Annotated in this window: 22 protein-coding genes; 3 read left to right on the top strand and 19 right to left on the bottom strand. The window is 40.0% G+C overall.

The features are described from left to right. Positions 1 to 7: 7 nt before the first annotated feature. On the bottom strand, positions 8 to 970 hold the full coding sequence (locus BLU58_RS07340) for a VanW family protein (protein ID WP_255404644.1): 963 nt from the start codon (positions 968 to 970) through the stop codon (positions 8 to 10). A gap of 196 nt (positions 971 to 1166) precedes the next feature. Here BLU58_RS07340 and BLU58_RS07335 point away from each other — a divergent pair, with 196 nt between their 5' ends. Together BLU58_RS07335 and BLU58_RS07330 are read left to right on the top strand one after the other, a co-directional pair. Continuing rightward, on the top strand, positions 1167 to 2492 hold the full coding sequence (locus tag BLU58_RS07335) for a cytochrome ubiquinol oxidase subunit I (RefSeq protein ID WP_093291576.1): 1326 nt from the start codon (positions 1167 to 1169) through the stop codon (positions 2490 to 2492). A 14-nt stretch (positions 2493 to 2506) separates the two neighbouring features. Continuing rightward, complete coding sequence (locus tag BLU58_RS07330) at positions 2507 to 3535, top strand: cytochrome d ubiquinol oxidase subunit II (RefSeq protein ID WP_093291575.1); 1029 nt, start codon at positions 2507 to 2509, stop codon at positions 3533 to 3535. Between the two features lie 92 nt (positions 3536 to 3627). On the opposite strand, the gene BLU58_RS07325 is transcribed toward BLU58_RS07330, so the two are convergent. The 16 genes from BLU58_RS07325 to BLU58_RS07250 form a co-directional block, all read right to left on the bottom strand. Continuing rightward, positions 3628 to 4329 carry a gamma-glutamyl-gamma-aminobutyrate hydrolase family protein gene (locus BLU58_RS07325; protein WP_093291574.1) on the bottom strand — a complete coding sequence of 234 codons (702 nt, stop codon included), beginning with the start codon at positions 4327 to 4329 and terminating at the stop codon, positions 3628 to 3630. 117 nt (positions 4330 to 4446) lie between these two features. Next, on the bottom strand, positions 4447 to 4668 hold the full coding sequence (locus tag BLU58_RS07320; RefSeq protein ID WP_093291573.1) for a DUF378 domain-containing protein: 222 nt from the start codon (positions 4666 to 4668) through the stop codon (positions 4447 to 4449). Between the two features lie 86 nt (positions 4669 to 4754). Further along, positions 4755 to 5849 (bottom strand): flavodoxin-dependent (E)-4-hydroxy-3-methylbut-2-enyl-diphosphate synthase, encoded by a 1095-nt coding sequence (gene ispG / locus BLU58_RS07315; protein ID WP_143123732.1) that lies wholly within the window; start codon positions 5847 to 5849, stop codon positions 4755 to 4757. Between the two features lie 106 nt (positions 5850 to 5955). Then, positions 5956 to 6174, bottom strand: a complete 219-nt coding sequence (locus BLU58_RS07310) for a YqzE family protein (RefSeq protein ID WP_093291571.1) — start codon at positions 6172 to 6174, stop codon at positions 5956 to 5958. 42 nt (positions 6175 to 6216) lie between these two features. Further along, positions 6217 to 6783 (bottom strand): shikimate kinase, encoded by a 567-nt coding sequence (locus BLU58_RS07305; RefSeq protein WP_093291570.1) that lies wholly within the window; start codon positions 6781 to 6783, stop codon positions 6217 to 6219. After that, positions 6773 to 7192 carry a hypothetical protein gene (locus tag BLU58_RS07300; protein WP_093291569.1) on the bottom strand — a complete coding sequence of 140 codons (420 nt, stop codon included), beginning with the start codon at positions 7190 to 7192 and terminating at the stop codon, positions 6773 to 6775. The genes BLU58_RS07305 and BLU58_RS07300 overlap by 11 nt, the downstream gene beginning before the upstream one ends. Continuing rightward, a complete protein-coding gene (locus tag BLU58_RS07295) occupies positions 7179 to 7610 on the bottom strand; it encodes a competence type IV pilus minor pilin ComGF (protein WP_093291568.1) in 432 nt (143 codons plus the stop codon). The genes BLU58_RS07300 and BLU58_RS07295 overlap by 14 nt, the downstream gene beginning before the upstream one ends. A gap of 23 nt (positions 7611 to 7633) precedes the next feature. Continuing rightward, entirely contained in the window at positions 7634 to 8020 is a 387-nt protein-coding gene (locus tag BLU58_RS07290; protein ID WP_093291567.1) for a hypothetical protein, read from the bottom strand. Next, a complete protein-coding gene (locus BLU58_RS07285; RefSeq protein ID WP_093291566.1) occupies positions 8017 to 8475 on the bottom strand; it encodes a hypothetical protein in 459 nt (152 codons plus the stop codon). The genes BLU58_RS07290 and BLU58_RS07285 overlap by 4 nt, the downstream gene beginning before the upstream one ends. After that, positions 8463 to 8789, bottom strand: a complete 327-nt coding sequence (locus BLU58_RS07280) for a competence type IV pilus major pilin ComGC (RefSeq protein WP_093291565.1) — start codon at positions 8787 to 8789, stop codon at positions 8463 to 8465. The genes BLU58_RS07285 and BLU58_RS07280 overlap by 13 nt, the downstream gene beginning before the upstream one ends. 18 nt (positions 8790 to 8807) lie before the next feature. Beyond that, positions 8808 to 9842: a type II secretion system F family protein gene (locus BLU58_RS07275; RefSeq protein WP_093291564.1), complete on the bottom strand. Its 1035-nt coding sequence runs from the start codon at positions 9840 to 9842 to the stop codon at positions 8808 to 8810. A gap of 748 nt (positions 9843 to 10590) precedes the next feature. Next, on the bottom strand, positions 10591 to 10809 hold the full coding sequence (locus BLU58_RS07270) for a bacteriocin immunity protein (RefSeq protein ID WP_093291563.1): 219 nt from the start codon (positions 10807 to 10809) through the stop codon (positions 10591 to 10593). 12 nt (positions 10810 to 10821) lie between these two features. Further along, a complete protein-coding gene (locus BLU58_RS16880; protein ID WP_255404643.1) occupies positions 10822 to 12159 on the bottom strand; it encodes a phage tail tape measure protein in 1338 nt (445 codons plus the stop codon). A gap of 198 nt (positions 12160 to 12357) precedes the next feature. Continuing rightward, positions 12358 to 13164 carry a DUF4367 domain-containing protein gene (locus BLU58_RS07260; protein WP_093291562.1) on the bottom strand — a complete coding sequence of 269 codons (807 nt, stop codon included), beginning with the start codon at positions 13162 to 13164 and terminating at the stop codon, positions 12358 to 12360. A 35-nt stretch (positions 13165 to 13199) separates the two neighbouring features. After that, positions 13200 to 13862: a hypothetical protein gene (locus BLU58_RS07255; RefSeq protein WP_093291561.1), complete on the bottom strand. Its 663-nt coding sequence runs from the start codon at positions 13860 to 13862 to the stop codon at positions 13200 to 13202. 274 nt (positions 13863 to 14136) lie between these two features. Then, positions 14137 to 14505: a hypothetical protein gene (locus BLU58_RS07250; protein ID WP_093291560.1), complete on the bottom strand. Its 369-nt coding sequence runs from the start codon at positions 14503 to 14505 to the stop codon at positions 14137 to 14139. Between the two features lie 254 nt (positions 14506 to 14759). On the opposite strand from BLU58_RS07250, the gene BLU58_RS07245 reads away from it, so the two are divergent. Further along, the gene (locus BLU58_RS07245) at positions 14760 to 16169 is read left to right on the top strand and encodes a tetratricopeptide repeat protein (protein WP_093291559.1); all 1410 of its coding nucleotides are present in this window, start codon (positions 14760 to 14762) and stop codon (positions 16167 to 16169) included. A gap of 107 nt (positions 16170 to 16276) precedes the next feature. Here BLU58_RS07245 and BLU58_RS07240 read toward each other — a convergent pair whose 3' ends face one another. Both BLU58_RS07240 and BLU58_RS07235 read right to left on the bottom strand, forming a co-directional pair. Then, a complete protein-coding gene (locus tag BLU58_RS07240; protein WP_093291558.1) occupies positions 16277 to 17077 on the bottom strand; it encodes an N-acetylmuramoyl-L-alanine amidase in 801 nt (266 codons plus the stop codon). After that, positions 17070 to 17480, bottom strand: coding sequence for a phage holin family protein (locus tag BLU58_RS07235; protein WP_093291557.1), 411 nt, complete (start codon positions 17478 to 17480; stop codon positions 17070 to 17072). The genes BLU58_RS07240 and BLU58_RS07235 overlap by 8 nt, the downstream gene beginning before the upstream one ends. Positions 17481 to 17577 lie beyond the last annotated feature (97 nt).

Here is a 17577-nt window from a genome sequence, read left to right as displayed (position 1 = left end):
CGGCTAGTTAGGATTCAGTTTGCTGCGATAATGGGGGTGAATCGGGTATTTCATTCTTCTTATGCATAATGGTATTCGGCCCATAAATAGATATATTCAAAATCCCTCCCGATATGCGAGAAGATATCAAAATAGGTTCATTGAATTGGTTACGGAACTTAAAATCATATCCTCCCCATGAAACGGTAGCATCCCGATCCTTAGGGACATACGCCACATGTTTGCTATGACTATAGCGTTGCACAATTTGTAATCCTGCTTGATCGGCGCTATTAAATAAGGTGGAAGAAGTTTGGCAGATCCCTCCCCCGACTCCCTCGCTATACTCTCCTTTTACAATAATACGAGCAGAGCGATAACCGCGTTCGGTTGTCCGGATACCTACGACATCATTAAATGAGAAGGTTTCTCCTGGTAGGACGATGATATGATCAATTGCATTCGTAGACAGAAAAATATTGTGCGAGCGGTTTTCATTATCTGGATTGAAATAAGTATGGTATGAACCTAGGCGCTTCTGCTTCAAGGTCAACACTTTTTGTTTCGTGATCTGTGGCTGGAGCCTCTTTAATGGTAACTCTTGGGGCAAATTAAGAATTTGATGGACATTTTGGAGAGTCTCCTCAATCGCTGCATAATCAACTTCATAACCAACTTGATCGGGTATCAGCTTTCGGTTCTTATAAAAAGCAGATACAGGTTCTTTTTCAACTTGTGGGGCAACTTCAGTTCGAATCCAGCTGTAAACGAGTTCTTGATCTAATGAAGTAGGGTCAATTCCGTCAAATCCTATGTCCCCCAGTTCTAATTCCCAGACTTGATCCTCATGATGAAATATCATTTTTGCATCCGGTTGACGACCTGTTTTGGGAGGTGTTGTCCCTTCTTGGGGAGTCGCCTGCATGGAAGTACAAGACAGAATGAACAAACACATAGTCGATATAAACGTGATAAGAATTGGTTTCTTCATCTGATTCTCCTCCTTCCTCCAGTAGTCTACCCAGAGACACGTCGAATAATGATCACAATCCCGTCACATATTCCTATGTATGTGATATTATTCACATTTTATAATGATTATGGATCCATTTTTTGTTTGAAATCAAAATCTTCATTTGTGAAATATTGAACATAATAGGGCTGTTTCATTAAAAGGAGGTATATCAATGGATGCTGTTTTTTGGTCACGAATTCTCACTGCAGAAACACTTTCTTTTCACATTATCTTCGCCACGATTGGAGTAGGGGTTCCTTTATTTATCTCCTTAGCTGAGGCATGGGGGATTTGGAAGAAAGATAATCACTATATCATGCTAGCAAAAAGATGGACACGGGGTTTTGTTATTACCGTAGCAGTCGGTGTCGTAACGGGAACCTGCATTGGGCTTATGCTTTCTCTATTATGGCCCCAATTTATGCAACTAGCAGGCAATGTAATCAGTCTCCCTTTATTTATGGAGACATTCGCCTTTTTCGTGGAAGCGATCTTTCTGGGCATTTATCTGTACACATGGGATCGTTTTAAAAATCCTTGGATACATTGGGCTAGTTCTGTCCCCATCGTGATTGGGTCTTCTATGTCGGCTGTATTTATCACGATCGTGAACGCATTTATGAATACTCCAGCTGGATTTCGTCTAGAAAACGGAAAAGCAGTCGATATCGATCCGATTGCTGCTATGCTCAACCCTGCTACACCTAGCAAAGTAGCGCATGTCTTATCCTCTGCATACCTAACATGCGGCTTCTTGCTTGCCTCCATTGCCGCCTATCACATCCTCAAAGGTAGAAATCATGTTTATTATAAAAAGGCTCTTCGTCTAACTATGATCACTGGATTTATCCTCGCTATCGCTACTTTTGCTGCTGGAGATCTATCTGGAAAATTTTTAGCGAAGTATCAACCTACTAAATTAGCTGCTGCTGAATGGCACTTTGAAACAACTAAGCAAGCTCCTTTGGTGTTCGGTGGCGTTTTAAATAAGGAAACACAAGAAGTGAAATATGGGATCAAAATCCCCTTTGCGCTTAGTATCTTGGCTGGTAATTCTCCAAATCACGAGGTGAAGGGCCTACATGATATCCCTCAAGACTTATGGCCCCCACTCTATATTCATTATTTGTTTGATGGCATGGTGGCAATCGGATTTTATCTCCTGCTCATCTCAGCGCTTTTCGCTATACAGTGGTACCGAAAAAAAGGGAATCAGTGGAGCCCATGGCTTTTGCGGGGCATTGTATTGGGAGCACCTTTAGCTTTTATTGCCATTCAATTAGGATGGATCTTCGCAGAAGTAGGTCGACAACCGTGGATTATTACCGGCGTTTTAAAGGTAGACAAGGCTGCCACTACGGCCGACCACGTTTCCTCTACCACTTGGGCTTTTAGCGCCTTGTTCCTCGCCCTCGGAATACTCACATGTACCGTGCTATATCGCCTGTTCCGACATAATCGCGCAGAACAAGAATTGGCAAAACGCTATGGATTATAGGGAGGGAAGTCATCATGTCACTCGAAATAATTGGAATTACAGTACTATGGACGTTTTTGTATGGATATCTCATCATAGCCTCCATTGATTTTGGTGCAGGTTTCTTCTCCTATTACAGCATGAAAACGAAAAAGGATCACATTGTAAATACAGTGATCGAAAGATACCTATCTCCTGTTTGGGAGGTAACGAATGTATTCCTAATCTTTTTTATTGTAGGGGTTATCGGCTTCTTTCCTGATACAGCCTATTACTACGGAACCGCACTTCTTATTCCGGGAAGCGTCTTCTTGATACTCCTCACCATCCGGGGTTCCTTTTATGCCTTTGCCCATTATGGAGTCCGAAGCAATCGTATTTATATGTTTTTGTATGGAGCTACGGGATTGCTGATTCCAGCGAGTCTATCCACCATTTTAACCATGTCAGAAGGGGGCTTTATTAGAGAGACAGATGCTGGAATTACGCTATCGATCGTTCAACTATTCACAAATCCTTATTCATGGACGGTTACATTTTTAGCCATCGTAAGCGTTTTGTATATTAGTTCTTCCTTTCTTACTTTTTATGCCAATCGGGCGAATGACACCCCTGCACGTGAATTACTACGCAAGTATGCGTTAGTGTGGAGCGGGCCCACTATCCTAGCCAGTCTTTTGGTTTTCTGGGCTCTTTCTCACCATAATCCGAGCCACTTCCAACGAGCACTTGAGATTGGTTGGTGTTTTGGTCTATCCCTACTTTGTTTTATAGGGGCCGTATTTCTAATCTGGAAAAGAAAATGGTTCGGACTTGCCTTTGTGCTAGTCATGCTCCAGTTTGGTTTTGCTTTCTTTGGATATGGAGCCTCTCATCTCCCATATTTATTAGATCCCTACATTACGATTCAGGGCGCCGTTACCAGTCCTATCCTTGGGAAAGCATTAGTCGTCACTTTTCTCGCTGGGTTGTTGGTATTAATCCCATCGCTTGGACTCTTACTTTGGCTCTTCTTATTCAATGCGAAATATGTTCGGGGTGAACATGAAGAAGAGCATGTGTAGAAATGGTCCCATCTGCTTATATAAATGATTAAGACCCATATGTCTGTCACTATGGTTGAGTGACCATGACAGACATATGGGTCCGAAAGATATTATGAACAAGTACACTTCTCTACAAAATAACGAAATAGCTTCAAAGAATGCTCATCATCGGTCATTGCTTCGGGATGCCATTGAACTGCTAAGGCAAATGGATCACCTTGGTATTCAAATGCCTCCACGATTCCATCAGGGGCATAGGCAGTTGCTATGCATGTACCCGGTAAGTCTTTTACGGATTGATGATGAAAGCTGTTAACATCAATTTGACACTCATCTAAGATTTCTGCTAATTTTGATTGAGGGTTAATTTGGATCGTATGCGTAGCAACATGCCGATCCGCTTTTTGGGAATGGGGTAAATCGGAAGTTATTTGCGATGGCACATCTTGAATCAGCGTTCCCCCTAGTACGACATTAAGCACCTGAGCCCCTCTGCAAATAGCGAATATAGGCTTATTACGATTCATAAATGCTTTCGCGAGTTGAAACTCATATTGATCCCGAATATCACAAACCAAATCAAGTGTCGGATGGGGTTCTTCATAGTAGTGGACTGGATTAATATCTCCACCACCCGATAGGAGTAAACCGTCCAATCGATCTGCTAGTTCCTCTGCCAACTTTTCACTGACAATCGGTGATAATAAAACAGGGATTCCACCAGCAGTAGCAACTGCGTTCGCATACGCCCTTCTTATTTTAGTGAATTCATCTAATTCGATAAATGTTGTAATCCCAATCATGGCAGACATCCGCTACATCCCCTTATGAAGTAATGAATAACATACTGGATTTATAAAATTGTATGTTCCTTTGGCATAATAGGCAACAAAAAAACTCCAGACGTGATATCTGGAGTTTTTTTGTATTTAATGGTTGTCGTTATCAGCGGTTACTTGGTCATCAAAAAGGAAACGGATGGAGTAAATTCCTGCAAGACCTACTATGGAGTAAATGATTCGGCTAAACATAGAGGTTGCAGGAGTTGGGTCACCACCAAAGATGGCAGCCACAATATCCCATCCAAATACTCCTATCAGGAGCCAGTTAAGCGCACCAATGATGACTAATAAAAGGGCGATTTTTTTCATACTAACCATGTTCCTCCTTTGTGAGTCACTGTTAGTATGAGAATGCAAGAAAATATTATGCAGAAAGGTTTCTATTTCTACCCTTGCTAAACGTTTAAAGCTGCTTCTTGCTTGCGCTTATGCTCTTCCGCTAGCTTATCAATTTCTTTTTTCAGTTCTGCAACCATTTCCTTCTCAGGAATCTTACGGATAATCTCCCCATGTCTAAATAGCAACCCTTCGCCACGTGCTCCCGCGATTCCAATGTCCGCTTCCTTGGCTTCTCCGGGGCCATTCACTGCACAACCAAGGACAGAAACTTTAATCGGTGCTTGAATATTCGAGATGTACTCTTCTACCTCATTTGCAATACTAATTAAGTCAATCTCAATTCGGCCACAAGTTGGGCAAGAAATTAACGTAGCCGCATTCGCTGCTAAACCAAATGTTTTTAATAACTCGCGCGCTACTTTTACTTCTTCTACTGGATCAGCGCTGAGTGAAATCCGCATCGTAGAACCGATTCCTTGAGAAAGAATCGCACCTAGACCCGCCGAACTTTTTACCGTTCCGGAGAATAAAGTCCCTGATTCCGTAATTCCTAAGTGCAAAGGATAACGGAACGCGGTAGCGGCTTTTTGATAAGCCTCGATTGCTAAGCGTACATCCGATGCCTTCAAGGAAACAATGATGTCTTGAAAATCTAGATCCTCTAAAATCCCAATATGATATAGGGCGCTTTCAACCATACCTTCAGCGGTTGGATATCCATATTTGTCTAGAATCCGCTTTTCTAAAGATCCTGCATTTACCCCTATTCGAATGGGAATTCCACGTTCTTTAGCCGCCTTAACAACTGCTTCTACTTTTTCACGACGACCGATATTGCCGGGATTAATACGAATTTTATCAATTCCACCCTCAATCGCTTTTAAAGCAAGTTTGTAATCAAAGTGAATGTCCGCTACAAGAGGGACGGTGATTTCTTTTTTAATCTCTTTAATCGCGTCCGCTGCCCGTTGATCTGGTACCGCCACACGAACAATTTGACATCCAGCTTCAGCAAGACGGTTAATTTCGGCAACTACTTTTGGGATATCATGCGTTTTACTAGTGGTCATACTTTGAATGACAACTTGATCATTTCCACCAATTTGTATATTTCCAACCTTTACAGGTCTTGTTTCTGAACGATGATACACGATGTATTCGCTCCTTTTTATAAAGCTTTTCTAGAGAAAGTATATCACAGCTGTCAAACAAAAAAGGAGCTAAATAGCTCCCGATAAATGGATAACTTTTTACAACTTATGATGTCTCAGAACCTTCTGTTGACTTTTGTGATCGATGGCGTCGTTCTAACTGCTTCTCCACAAAGAGCTTGGTTCCAATCGGGACAATCCCAAACCATTTTTCTAGCCAAGGTTCTTTTCGCTCTAATCGCTGTGCTTTTCGTTCGGTTCGCGGAGTTTCCATAAACCACAACATCTGCTTCATCATATAGGTAATCCAATCTCTAAATGACAAACCTCATCACCTCATCCCTAGCATGGCCTCCTAATCAACCCTTTAAACAGGGAGCTGATACCAATGGGAGAGGATTTCGGTGGTGATTGATTCGGGTGAACGATCATCTGTCTGAACCTGATAGTCCGCAATCGATTCATAAAGGCTCTTTCTTTCGCTCCATATACGGCGAATTTTTTCGGCCTTATCTCCTTGTAAGAGAGGTCTACTCACATCTAACTCCAACCGCTGAATGAGAGTCTCCACATCAGCTATTAGATGGAACACGGCCCCACTCTCTTTCTTCATCCATTTCCGATTTTCGGGCCGGATTATAATACCCCCACCTGTAATGAGGATATATGGCTGAGATTGCTTCAAAAAATGCTTTAGAGCTTGTGATTCCAATTCACGAAAATAAGACTCGCCAAACTCCTCAAAGATACTTGGGATGGATTGATTTTGTTTCTCTTCAATCCAGTGATCAAGATCAATTGCTGGATACGGAAGATGCTGGGCAAGATGGTGACCAACAGTGCTTTTTCCTGTTCCCATCATCCCCATTAAGATTAGATGCTTTTTATGTAGGTTCATGCTGTCCGCTTCTTTCTTTGTGAAATTACGTTTCATCTCTTACTTCTTTGATTTTTTTGCCTGTTTCCAGATCAATCTGAACAGATATCGTTTGTCGAACTCCTAATTTGCCAGTCGCGCTCGCTTGTAAGATGCCCGATTGACCTTGCCCTGCATCCGGCTCTGAGCTGGGCAATAGTGTTACCAGAATCGCTTGCTCTACACTTGGCTCTTGCCAACTCCATTTCGACTCATCTGAGCGCTCTTTCCAATTTGCCAGCACTTTATCAATCGCGCCAACCGCCGCATATCGTGCCTTTACTCTCTCTGAATCCAAAAAGTCTGCTTGTTGAATCGCTACTGTTTGCGAAATGTATGCATGGACAAATTGAAACACAAGCCAAATGACCATCATCACAACGGGAATCATAAAACCTTGTTCTAAGTCACTCTTATTTCTTAGCATATAGTAACATCTCCATAAATCGAGACTGTTTTTTTGAATTTGAAGCAAAATGAACAGACATACGAACCCCTTTTCCTTCACGCATCCAGTTGCATTTTTCTATTTGGGTTGCCACGATCATCGTTCCCTGAAAAGTGGATTCATTCTGTTTTTTGATGCTACGAATCAGGCGATTATTTTGACAACGAACCTGGATCTCATCGCCATTAACCTGTTTGGCGATCAAATTATTTTTATTTACTTGTAAAGAAGATGATCCTCGTAATTCTTGGTCAATGTATTGATGGATCGCCTGCCGTTCTCTCATCAAAAGCTGATATTGCTTTTGACTTTCTCCCCTTGTCTCGGCCAAATGGATCATGGTGAAAAGTACAGGTAGAATGATCGCGATGACGATTAATGTAAAAACTGTTTCCACGTATGTGAAGCCTGATTGTGAGTTTACAATCCTTTTACAAGCCGATAGGAATGGAGAGTGTAATCGTATTTTTTGGAGTTTGTTGAAGTGGGGATCCACTCGACCTTCACCTCCAACTCGATAAGATGATCCGACTCTTGCTTCACCCAAGTATGGAGACGAAACTCCTGCTTTGTTTGATTTGGACTGTGAACCTTCTCTACTTGGTACCCGTGCCTTAGTTTGGAAGCAGGGATGGCTAGTATATGTTCCATTTTGTTTTGAGCTATTTCCCTCGCATCCTCATGAAATCTCACTTTGGTTTCATTAAAAGCTTCGCTTCGAAAGATCGGAACCACAAATCCAATTACAGTACATAAAATGGTACAGGCGATAATCGTTTCGATAAAGGAGAAGCCTGATTCTTTCATCTGTGTTCCTCCATAGTGACCCGACCTGATCCTACTTGCACCTTCCAGACAGCTTGATATCCGCTCTTACAGCTTAATGCAAGGGTTCCTCCTACTGCTTGTCCCGTCTGTCTAAAGGTCACTTCATTTTTTGGAAGATGATGGGTAAATTTACATTGCGCTGGGACCGCGAGTTCTTTCCTCAATGAATTGGACCCCAGTTTTTGTAACTGAATCTTATTCGGTAGCACAAGAACACGCCAGTTTTTCTCTTGACTAATAGCCAGAGAGCGAGCTTGACTGAACATTTCTCGTACCTCCACACCAAATTGTTTCTCTATCTTATTTTGACTCGTAGTGAAAAACGATGGAAGGGCCAAGGTACAAAATAGAGATAGTAGAAACAAAACAAAAACCGTTTCCATCAATGTAAATCCTGATTCGTTTCCTACCTGCTCACTCATCATTTTTGACAAAACACCCGTTTCTCCAGTGGTAAATCAGGCGCAATGGTATAAGTTCCCTTTCCATCTGGACAAGTAGGTGCCGCTTGAAGGTACCCAGCTTTTACTAAGACTTGGACACTATTCGGATAAATGCCATTCTCTAAGTAATACTGCTCCGCCTGAGTCCAGATCATTCTCTGGTTCGCCAAATCGGCTTTTTTCTTCGCCGAATCACCAGCCGCCCTTAGATTTGGGATCGCGATTGCTAAAATAATGCCGATCACAAACAATACAACTAACATCTCAACCAATGTAAATCCTGATTCCCTTGAGTATGACTTCATAATATAAGCCACCTTCTTCTATAAACTCTGCACCATCTGTAGCATAGGGAGAAATAGTGCTAATACAGCCAGTGCTAATAAAAAGCCAAGACATGAGATTAAGATAGGTTCAAGTAATTTCGTAAATCGTTCAATCTGTTGCTTCATCGTTGCTTCTACCATGCCAGACAGCGATTGAAGTGTTTGATCTAGTTTTCCTGTCCGCTCCGCAATGGCAATATATTGAGTAAATGTTGAAATTGTATACTGATTTAGATACTCCCCACATGCCTGCTCTAGTGTCTTCCCCTCTAGTAAAGCATCTCTCACAAAACCGATTCGCACAGCGATAATTCTCCATGGGGCACGAAGATGTAAACATTCGATAGCTTGAAGTAACGGTACTCCAGAGTGTAGGAGTGAGCCCAATTGAAGCGCTAAATAATGTGTCACACGAAATTTCATCCAAGCTCGGAGACCGAACACTCGAAAACTTAGGCGCTCACCATAGGATCTCATTTGTTTTGGGCTTCGAATCCCCAGATATACCAGGAGACCGATCAGTACCATTAGCATAACCCCAATGATCGGAAGGACAACCCCTGCTATGTCTGTCATAGTAAACAGCACCTTGGTTAGCCAAGGCAACTCAAGTCCCATGGTAGTGTATAATTCCTCAAAACGCGGAAGAACGGTACTAAGTAAAAAAATGAATGAAGCGATTACCAAAACCATCACAATCGCTGGATAAGTACACGCTTGTCTGATCTCTTGGGTAATCTTTGCTTGCGTCTGATAAAACTGCTCACACTGCTTAAGACCTCGTTCATAATCTCCATATTGCTCTGCCGCCGCCACTAGTGAAACCATAAAAGGAGGCAAATTGCTTTTTTGTAGCGCTTTTGAAAAAGAGGCTCCTTGTTCTAAATGGTTCGTGACGGATCTGCCTACACTAGGAGAAAGTACTTTTTGTTGAATTAATAGTTCAATGCTCGTTACAAGGGGAACACCGCATTGTAATAAATGCCGTAGTTGACCGCTAAATTGAGCTAGTTGATTGAAGGTCCAGCCCATATGATACCACTTCCTTATCCCTTGAATTTATCCAAGAAGTTTGATAATTAATCTTAATGTTCAAGTAATGTAGCGTCAAATCTAGATAGATAGTTATTCGATTTATTTAGATAGATACCTTCCATTAACAGAATTAATTTGTATTTATTTCCATAATTATGTCGTATTCGATCGTTTATTGAAACAATAAAAAATAGCGACTATACCAAAAATGGTACAATCGCCTTTCCCTACAACTCGCTCATTTTAACAAGTATGCAATTATCAGCTTTCCCTTCAAGCGAGTTTTGTAATTCGCCGAAATTGAGAGTGTAGGGCACATTGTATTTTTTACATACCAAATAAATCAAATACTTTACATGATCGTTTTTAGGCATAGTTAGTTAAGGCTCCTGTCTTATGTAATTGATGCGAACCCACTACCAAATCAAACTAGATCACGCCTTATCATCCGACAAAATTGGTTATTTTCCATAATTCCCTAAAGATTATTTTTCAAAACCAATATTTCTATTATTTATACATATAATTATATCAGAACATACGTTCTCAATCAAGAGAAAACACCTATATATACTGAAAAAAACTAAATAATTATGGTTGCATCAATTAAATAATCAAAAAAATAAATCAATTTATTTAAGAATTAAAATCGTAGCTACTGTCACATCGCTTGTGCTGGCTTTTTTTGTTAGACATAAAAGAGATGGGTTTTATTAATCCCCATCTTTCTACTATTTACAACGTTCTATGGAAGAATGATTGGTTTATAATTTAATGCTTCTTCCACTATTTCTTCAACAGTTAGATTTCTATTATCCCAAAAAATCAAATCACTTGCTTCTGGATGAGGGACATTTTGATTAAAAAGATCAATCATTTCATCGAGCTCCTCTTCTGTACCCTCTGAATTCATGATCTTACGAACGATTTCTACTAATTCATCCCTTGTTTTTATTGTTTTCATTTATCCAACTCCTTAATTACCAAAGTGATATTTCTTGTCTAAAATCTCCTGATGCATTTTAGGAGTCACAACAAGTAAATTATCCAAATCGTATACTTCTCCTCCTGCGTGAATAGGCGTTCTATGATGAAGAACATAGGACTTTATTTTCCCATGAACTTGGGATTTAGTCACTATGGGAGCAAAACCCTTTTCCATTCTACTTACATTTGATGCCCCAAATTCATCTCTATGTTTTGAATTTGCTACTGACTTCCAGAAGTCTTGACGAAATTCATCAAAATTCTTATAGTTCTTTCCTATAAGCTGATCCCCTACATCTTTCCCTATTATCCCCACATTACCTTCCGTGCCACGCATCATCTTATCTACTTCTTTTAGGTTTTGACCTGTTGCTATTCCTGGGCTATTTCTGCGCTGTGTCGCTTTTATACCTACTTCTATCTTCTGCAACCATTGGCCTAAATCCGTATCTCCTAGCGTCTTGGGGGCGGAAGCTGTACCATCTGCAAATAACTCTGTTGCAAAAGATATATCTATACTATTGATGCCCTTAACAACATCATCTAAATGGGTAGCTACATAACTGCCACCAGCGACAACACCGCCACCGAACATGAAAGCTATTAAAGTATTTTTCCAGTTGAACTTCCCACTACTTAGAAAGTCCATAATGCCTTGGTCTGCTCCACCAGCTACAGAACCACCAAAGATGCGAGGGAATGCACTTTGTAACCAAGAAATATTGATCTTTGAGGCAATCCAAGTGGCCAACTTAGAACCTGCAATCCATTCACCTAATGGGGCAGATAGTATACCGCCTAGGCCACCTATAATCATATCCTTCAACATTCCATCGCTCATGAAACCATTGTCACTACTTAGCCATGAAACAAGTCCCATAATCCCCATGCCTGCTAACGATCCAACACCACCAGCTACAAGCAAGGGAATACCTATAAGAATGCCTGCTATTACAGCTAGTATACCAAGTATGGTAAGGACGATTACACTAAGCACTTTGTTTTCCATAATGTAATCCCAGACATCGCCAGCTACTCCCTTAGTCCAGTCCCATGCATCGCTTGCTACTTCTTTCGTCCAATCCCATGCTTTTTCTCCTTTGTCTGTTAGCCAATCCCATCCATCAGAGACACCTTGCTTAGTTTTATCCCACCAAGAAATTTCTGTAGTAGGAGTACCTGCTAAGTCTGTGGGAAAGTCTGACTGTATCTGTGGCACGTTTATATCAAAATCTACCGCATACACAGTTCCGTTTCCAATGAAGCCCAACCCTAATAAAAGAACCATCATGATGAATATTGCTTTTGAGAATATCTTGATCTTCATAAAGTAACTGCCACAAAGATATGTTTACCTTCGTAGTTCCTCCCTCGTGTTATATGTATATAGTATATTTCTACAATCTACTAATTTTATAGTATGTTATCGAATATTATCAATAATAAAAAGGAGATAAAGGATTCACACCTCTATCTCCCTAGTTATTTAGTTGATGGGCGTACAAGCCCTTAGGTAGTCGCTTACCTACTTCAAAGGAAAATTAGGTGATTTCGCAGTAGGCAAGGACTCTGCTAGTTTCTTGATTTCGGATTCAGAGATATTACCACTAATCCAAACGAGGTTTCCATTGTCTTTATAATAAAGAATGGATTGTTTATATGCACCTTGAAAATATTTAAAATCACGGTCTTTCAAATCTTCGGGTTTATTTGGATCAGCAGGGTCAAAATTCCCTACAGGGAGTTTTGGTAGTGGGGAATTCTTTACTTGGTTGTCTGGTTTAACCTGAACAGAATAAGGATACTTCTGTATTAATACAACCTGCTTTTCTCCTGCAAATACCCACATTACCTTTTGTTTATTTTTTTCATCCTTAAAATTGCCTGCTACATAATCCTGCATTGGAAGCTTAAGTTGGGACGATTCTTCCTTAAATGAATCGCTTTTATCCACCACTGCATCCATTACACCCTTAACTCGCCAGCCCTTTTCCTGTCCTTCTTCATCGGGAACTTGTTGAAATACATAATAAGTAGGAATCGACACATCTGGCACTTTCGCTACTGTTGTACTTTCATTGTTGTAAGTGACATAAAACAATATATCCTTTTTAGAGGGGGTCACCTCTTTTTTATCGGAGTTTGTCCAAGTCACTTGATTCAAGACACCTTGATCGGGCTTCTTCCTCAGTTCAAGAGAAGCTTCCTTGACAGCGTAAGAAACATTTTTAACTACTTCTCGACTCTCCTTATCGTTGGTAGCACCATTTGAGGGCTTCGTTTGACATCCCACTAATAACAAGCATGCACACAAACATAAGAATTTTTTCATCGAGAGTTTTCCTCATTTCTAAAAATGTTTTACCCTTATAGACTTCCTGTTCTAGCATTATACGCATCTCTGCGAGGGAGATACACCTTCACATACTTTTTATTCTGTATGCCACATGATGGAGTTACGTAATATAAATAGCCACTCCATGTTTCTTTTATCGTACCGTAATCTACCCAACCTCTACGCTTAGGTGGTATTGGAAAAGTTACTGCATCACTTCTTTCAATCGTTACCTCGTTTACAAGTTTTGATCCTGCTGAGACCTTTGCGCCAACCTTTCCACCAAGTGCATTCCATTCGGCACTACCCTCTACCGTACCGCTCACCTCCGTGCCCACTTTCACGGTTTTTTTAATAGATGATGTATGTTGCATATCTCTGTCTGTATGGTTAAATCCGACTGTTCCCATAATAGCCAAGCTAAAATTAGAAGTGCGGCTTGCATCATACGTATGATGGGGGTCACACACTTCTCTTTGTGGCTTAAAACGTCCTCCATTAAATGGGGTTGGTTTTGACATGTTCTCCAACTCCTGCTCTGATACCTTCTTTAATGAACCTTTTTCATCTCTGACATAAACACCTTCTACTCTTTCACCTTCTTTTTTCTTAATTTCACTTGCAAAAGTATTAGGTGCTATGAGTGAGGTAGAAGCAACAGCTAGAGCAAAAATAAAAGCTAAACCTTTTTTCATAATGACTATCCCCTTTGTCATAAATATTTAGGACTACATGTGTACATTTCAAACACACCCAAACATCACAAACCTACGACATAAACTAATCCTCATATTCCTTGCAAGCTTTGAATCATATTGCCATGAACCAAAATACAAAGGACGAGCTTACCCTTCTCTACATCCCTCATATTTACTTAAAAGCCATATAACAGGGTCGACAGCTTACTAGGTGTAATAGATTTGCTACTGCTTGTCTACATGGAGCATCCCCCCTCTCTCCTAGTTGTGTTCAATCTAGATGGCTAAAGATTTTTTTAAGCTTCATCCAAAGTAAAAAACCTTCCTTTTCTTCTTGTATGAGACTGAAAATGTCGACTTCTCTTCCCCGATACACTTTTATCCCTTTAAATTCGACTGCTTCAACCGTGTCAAACATTTTAAAGTCAACCTTCTGTTCATCCGTCTTAATAATCTGAACTAAGCTTGTCCGTTTATCAGGCAAATAATCAACAAAGCACCTCACACTATTACGCACATTTTCATCTTCAATTTTGCATCCAGACTCTTCTTTTAGTACCTCTAAGCTAGGGCTACGGTACAACTCTGACACAACCGATTGAACCTCTTCTTTAGGGCCTGTCACTTGAATTTCTACCATTGTAAATGCTCCTTTCATTTCCATACCAATAAGCAATTACTATAACCTGTTTTCATTATTCCACACCGATTAATTATTCTACAAATATTTAAAATGTGATATAATATACAAAAGTTTCAGTTTTATATATAAATAATCAGTCTTCGCCTCTAGATCTTCAGACAAAAGTAGTTAATAAAATTGATTCTTCATTGAAATACGCCTTGAAGGGCCTCTTTTTAGGAGAAAAAATTTTTTTGAGGTGGGAAAATAGCATGAAAAAAAGGGACTCTATCTATATTACAAAAGAAATGGGAAGAGCTTTAAAAGTAGCAAGAACATCCTTGCAGGGTGAAAACAGTCAAGAAGCACTGGCCAATCAATCTGATGGAAAAATATCAACTGGAACGATTTCACATATTGAAAATGGTGGATATAAGATCGGTATGAACAAGCTACGTTATTGGTGTGATATAGTCGCTATGGATATTCGTAAGTTATTGAACTTGGGGAATCAGTGTAAAGAAATTACGGAAGAGGAATTGTCTTTCGAGCTAGTAACCATTGAGCATACCCTAGATCGAGTAGATTTAGAGGAAGGATTTGAAAGATTGAATCTGTTGGATTTATCTAAAAGTCACCCTCTCATATCCAAAGTCTCGTATCTCAAAGGAAAATATTACTTAGAGAAAAAAAACTGGCAACAAGCTATTCTGTGCTTTACTAAGTCAATCGAAATTGAGCAATCATACTCTATACAAAGAAGCAACAACCTATTATCAGCATGTTATCAAGAGTTAGGCCGTATAGCTCACTATGAAAACGATTTACGAAAAGCACTTCAATATGTACAAAATGGCTTAGACTTATTCATTCAAAATGGAGAAAGACAATATTGTCTATACGTTTTGTTAGTTAGTAAGGTTATCTACCTAAAGAACCTAAACCGTATAGAAGAAGCGTTGGTAGCTCTAAATGAACTAAACACACAGAGAAACAACATTGAATCAACATCAGTATTGTTAAACATGTCCGATCTGTATGCAGAATTACTAAACCGAACAGAACGGTATGAAGAAGCTGCCCAGCATGCATTACAAGGTATTGAGTTAGCACGCATTGAAAGTAACTTTGAACGTTTGTTTGACTTATGGACAGTTTTGGGAGCCAGCTATATGAGCTTGAAAAAGTGGAGTCAAGCAGAACGATGTTTCTTAGAAGCCCTCAAATTAAAAGACAAAATCCAGAGGGAGTATCTCGCTGTCAAAACATATAAACAAATCGGGGAATTGTATACGATTCTTGACAAAAAAGAAAAAGCATTAGACAATTTAAAGAAAGCAGTAAAATTAGGTAAGAAAACAAATGATGCTCTACGCACTTGTGAGGCATTTATTTCTTTTGGTGACTACTATGTAAAGCAGAGCGATTTGAAAAATGCTGAGATCAAGTATACTCAAGCTCTTGTACTTGCAGAAAAGCATGAATTCTCAAGTCAAGAAAACATCTTAGTTATCAAATTAGTAGCCTGTTCAACGAAGATTGGATCCGATATCACCATGTTTTCAGATCGTTTAATTTCAATTTTGCAAAAGTTACAAGGAAGGAGTGACGGCGATATGTTCACACTATCTTCTCAAGCAAATCCTACCAAAATTTATGTATCTGATCCTCCAGGAACTTAAAGACAATTTACTACAGAGCCTTTTATATAGAGGCTCTCTTTTCTTTCTATTCTCCATCATTTGGAAAAAGATAAAGAAAAACGGGATACTAAATTAGCATCCCATCCCTATCCAAACAATCTACTCCATGTTTGCTTTCCTACAATTCCATCCACTAGGATTTGCTCTTTCCTTTGAAACTTAATTACCGCATTCCTAGTAACAGGCCCGTATATACCGTCCGCTGACACACCTAATTTCCTTTGTATGGCCCTCACATCGTCTCCACGCATCATAGGCTTCCTTAGCTTTAAAAGCCGTGTATAAGACGGGCTGGATGCCGTGGCCACTGGTGTGAATGTAGCCTTTAACCCTACACATTTTGCTATACTATTTGCGTATACTTGCGCTAACTTCGATTTAAAATCCTCCGATTTCAGTAGGTCATTTTCAGATTTAGTATCAATAAATAGATTTTCGAACAACACGGCTGGCATATGTGTAAAGGTTACAACTCCAATTCGTCCCCGTGCTGCTAGATTATCTGTTTTAATCGAATTCCCATGTGCACCGATTCCGTATCCTTTGAGGAAAGTTAGTACATCATTGGTAACAATACCCTGAATCCGCTTACTCTCCTTACTTCCTCTAACGCTGGTGAAACTCTCAAATCCTTTCCCTCGTCCTGCGTTAATATGAAAGCTGAAATAATAATCCGCTTTCCTGCTATTAGCGAATGCAATTCTATTATTAATACCTATATAACTATCACCAGTACGCGTATATAAAACGGTGGCTCCATATCTCGTTAGAAGGCTACCCACTCGCTTTGCTATGTCCAGAGTCCAATTCTTTTCTAGCAATCCGAATCCAGTAGCTCCGCTATCTCTCCCACCGTGCCCTGGATCAAGTACGATTTTTTTACTCATTCTTTTTCACATCCTTTTTAGCATCTTCTTTTAATGACTCTACAGCTTTCTTTAAAAACTCTGGAACGGGTACATTCAATTTAATGGAGTTCTCCAGTATAGAAAGTGCTTCGTTACAGAGGAAAAAAGTAATAGTTGCATCTCGGAAAGCATGCCCATTCCCTAATGTGTTGTCTACCAAATGAGCCACCGCAATAACTGCGAAAATAGCTATTTTCGTGAGGATTCCCCAAAATCCCACTTCACTAGAGAGCTTTCCATGCTTTCCTGCGGCAATCACACCCGTCACATAATCCAATGCTACAAAGATCACCAATGTCTGTAAGATAGCAGACCATCCGCCCCACAAATAAGAAGCAACTCCACCGCCAATAGCTACTGCAAACTTGAACCAATATTCCACATTATCTACCTCCCTTCAATCATCAAAATGAACCTATCTTAATCGTACCAATTTCTATATAGAAACCGTAAATGGTCAGTATTGAAAACGTGGGCGG

It is taken from the genome of Thermoactinomyces sp. DSM 45892, from assembly GCF_900107305.1.
In the GTDB taxonomy this organism is placed as follows: Bacteria; Bacillota; Bacilli; order Thermoactinomycetales; family Thermoactinomycetaceae; genus Baia.
The sequence above is the reverse complement of the archived record's forward strand: the minus strand, read 5'-3'. Positions and strand labels throughout refer to the sequence as shown.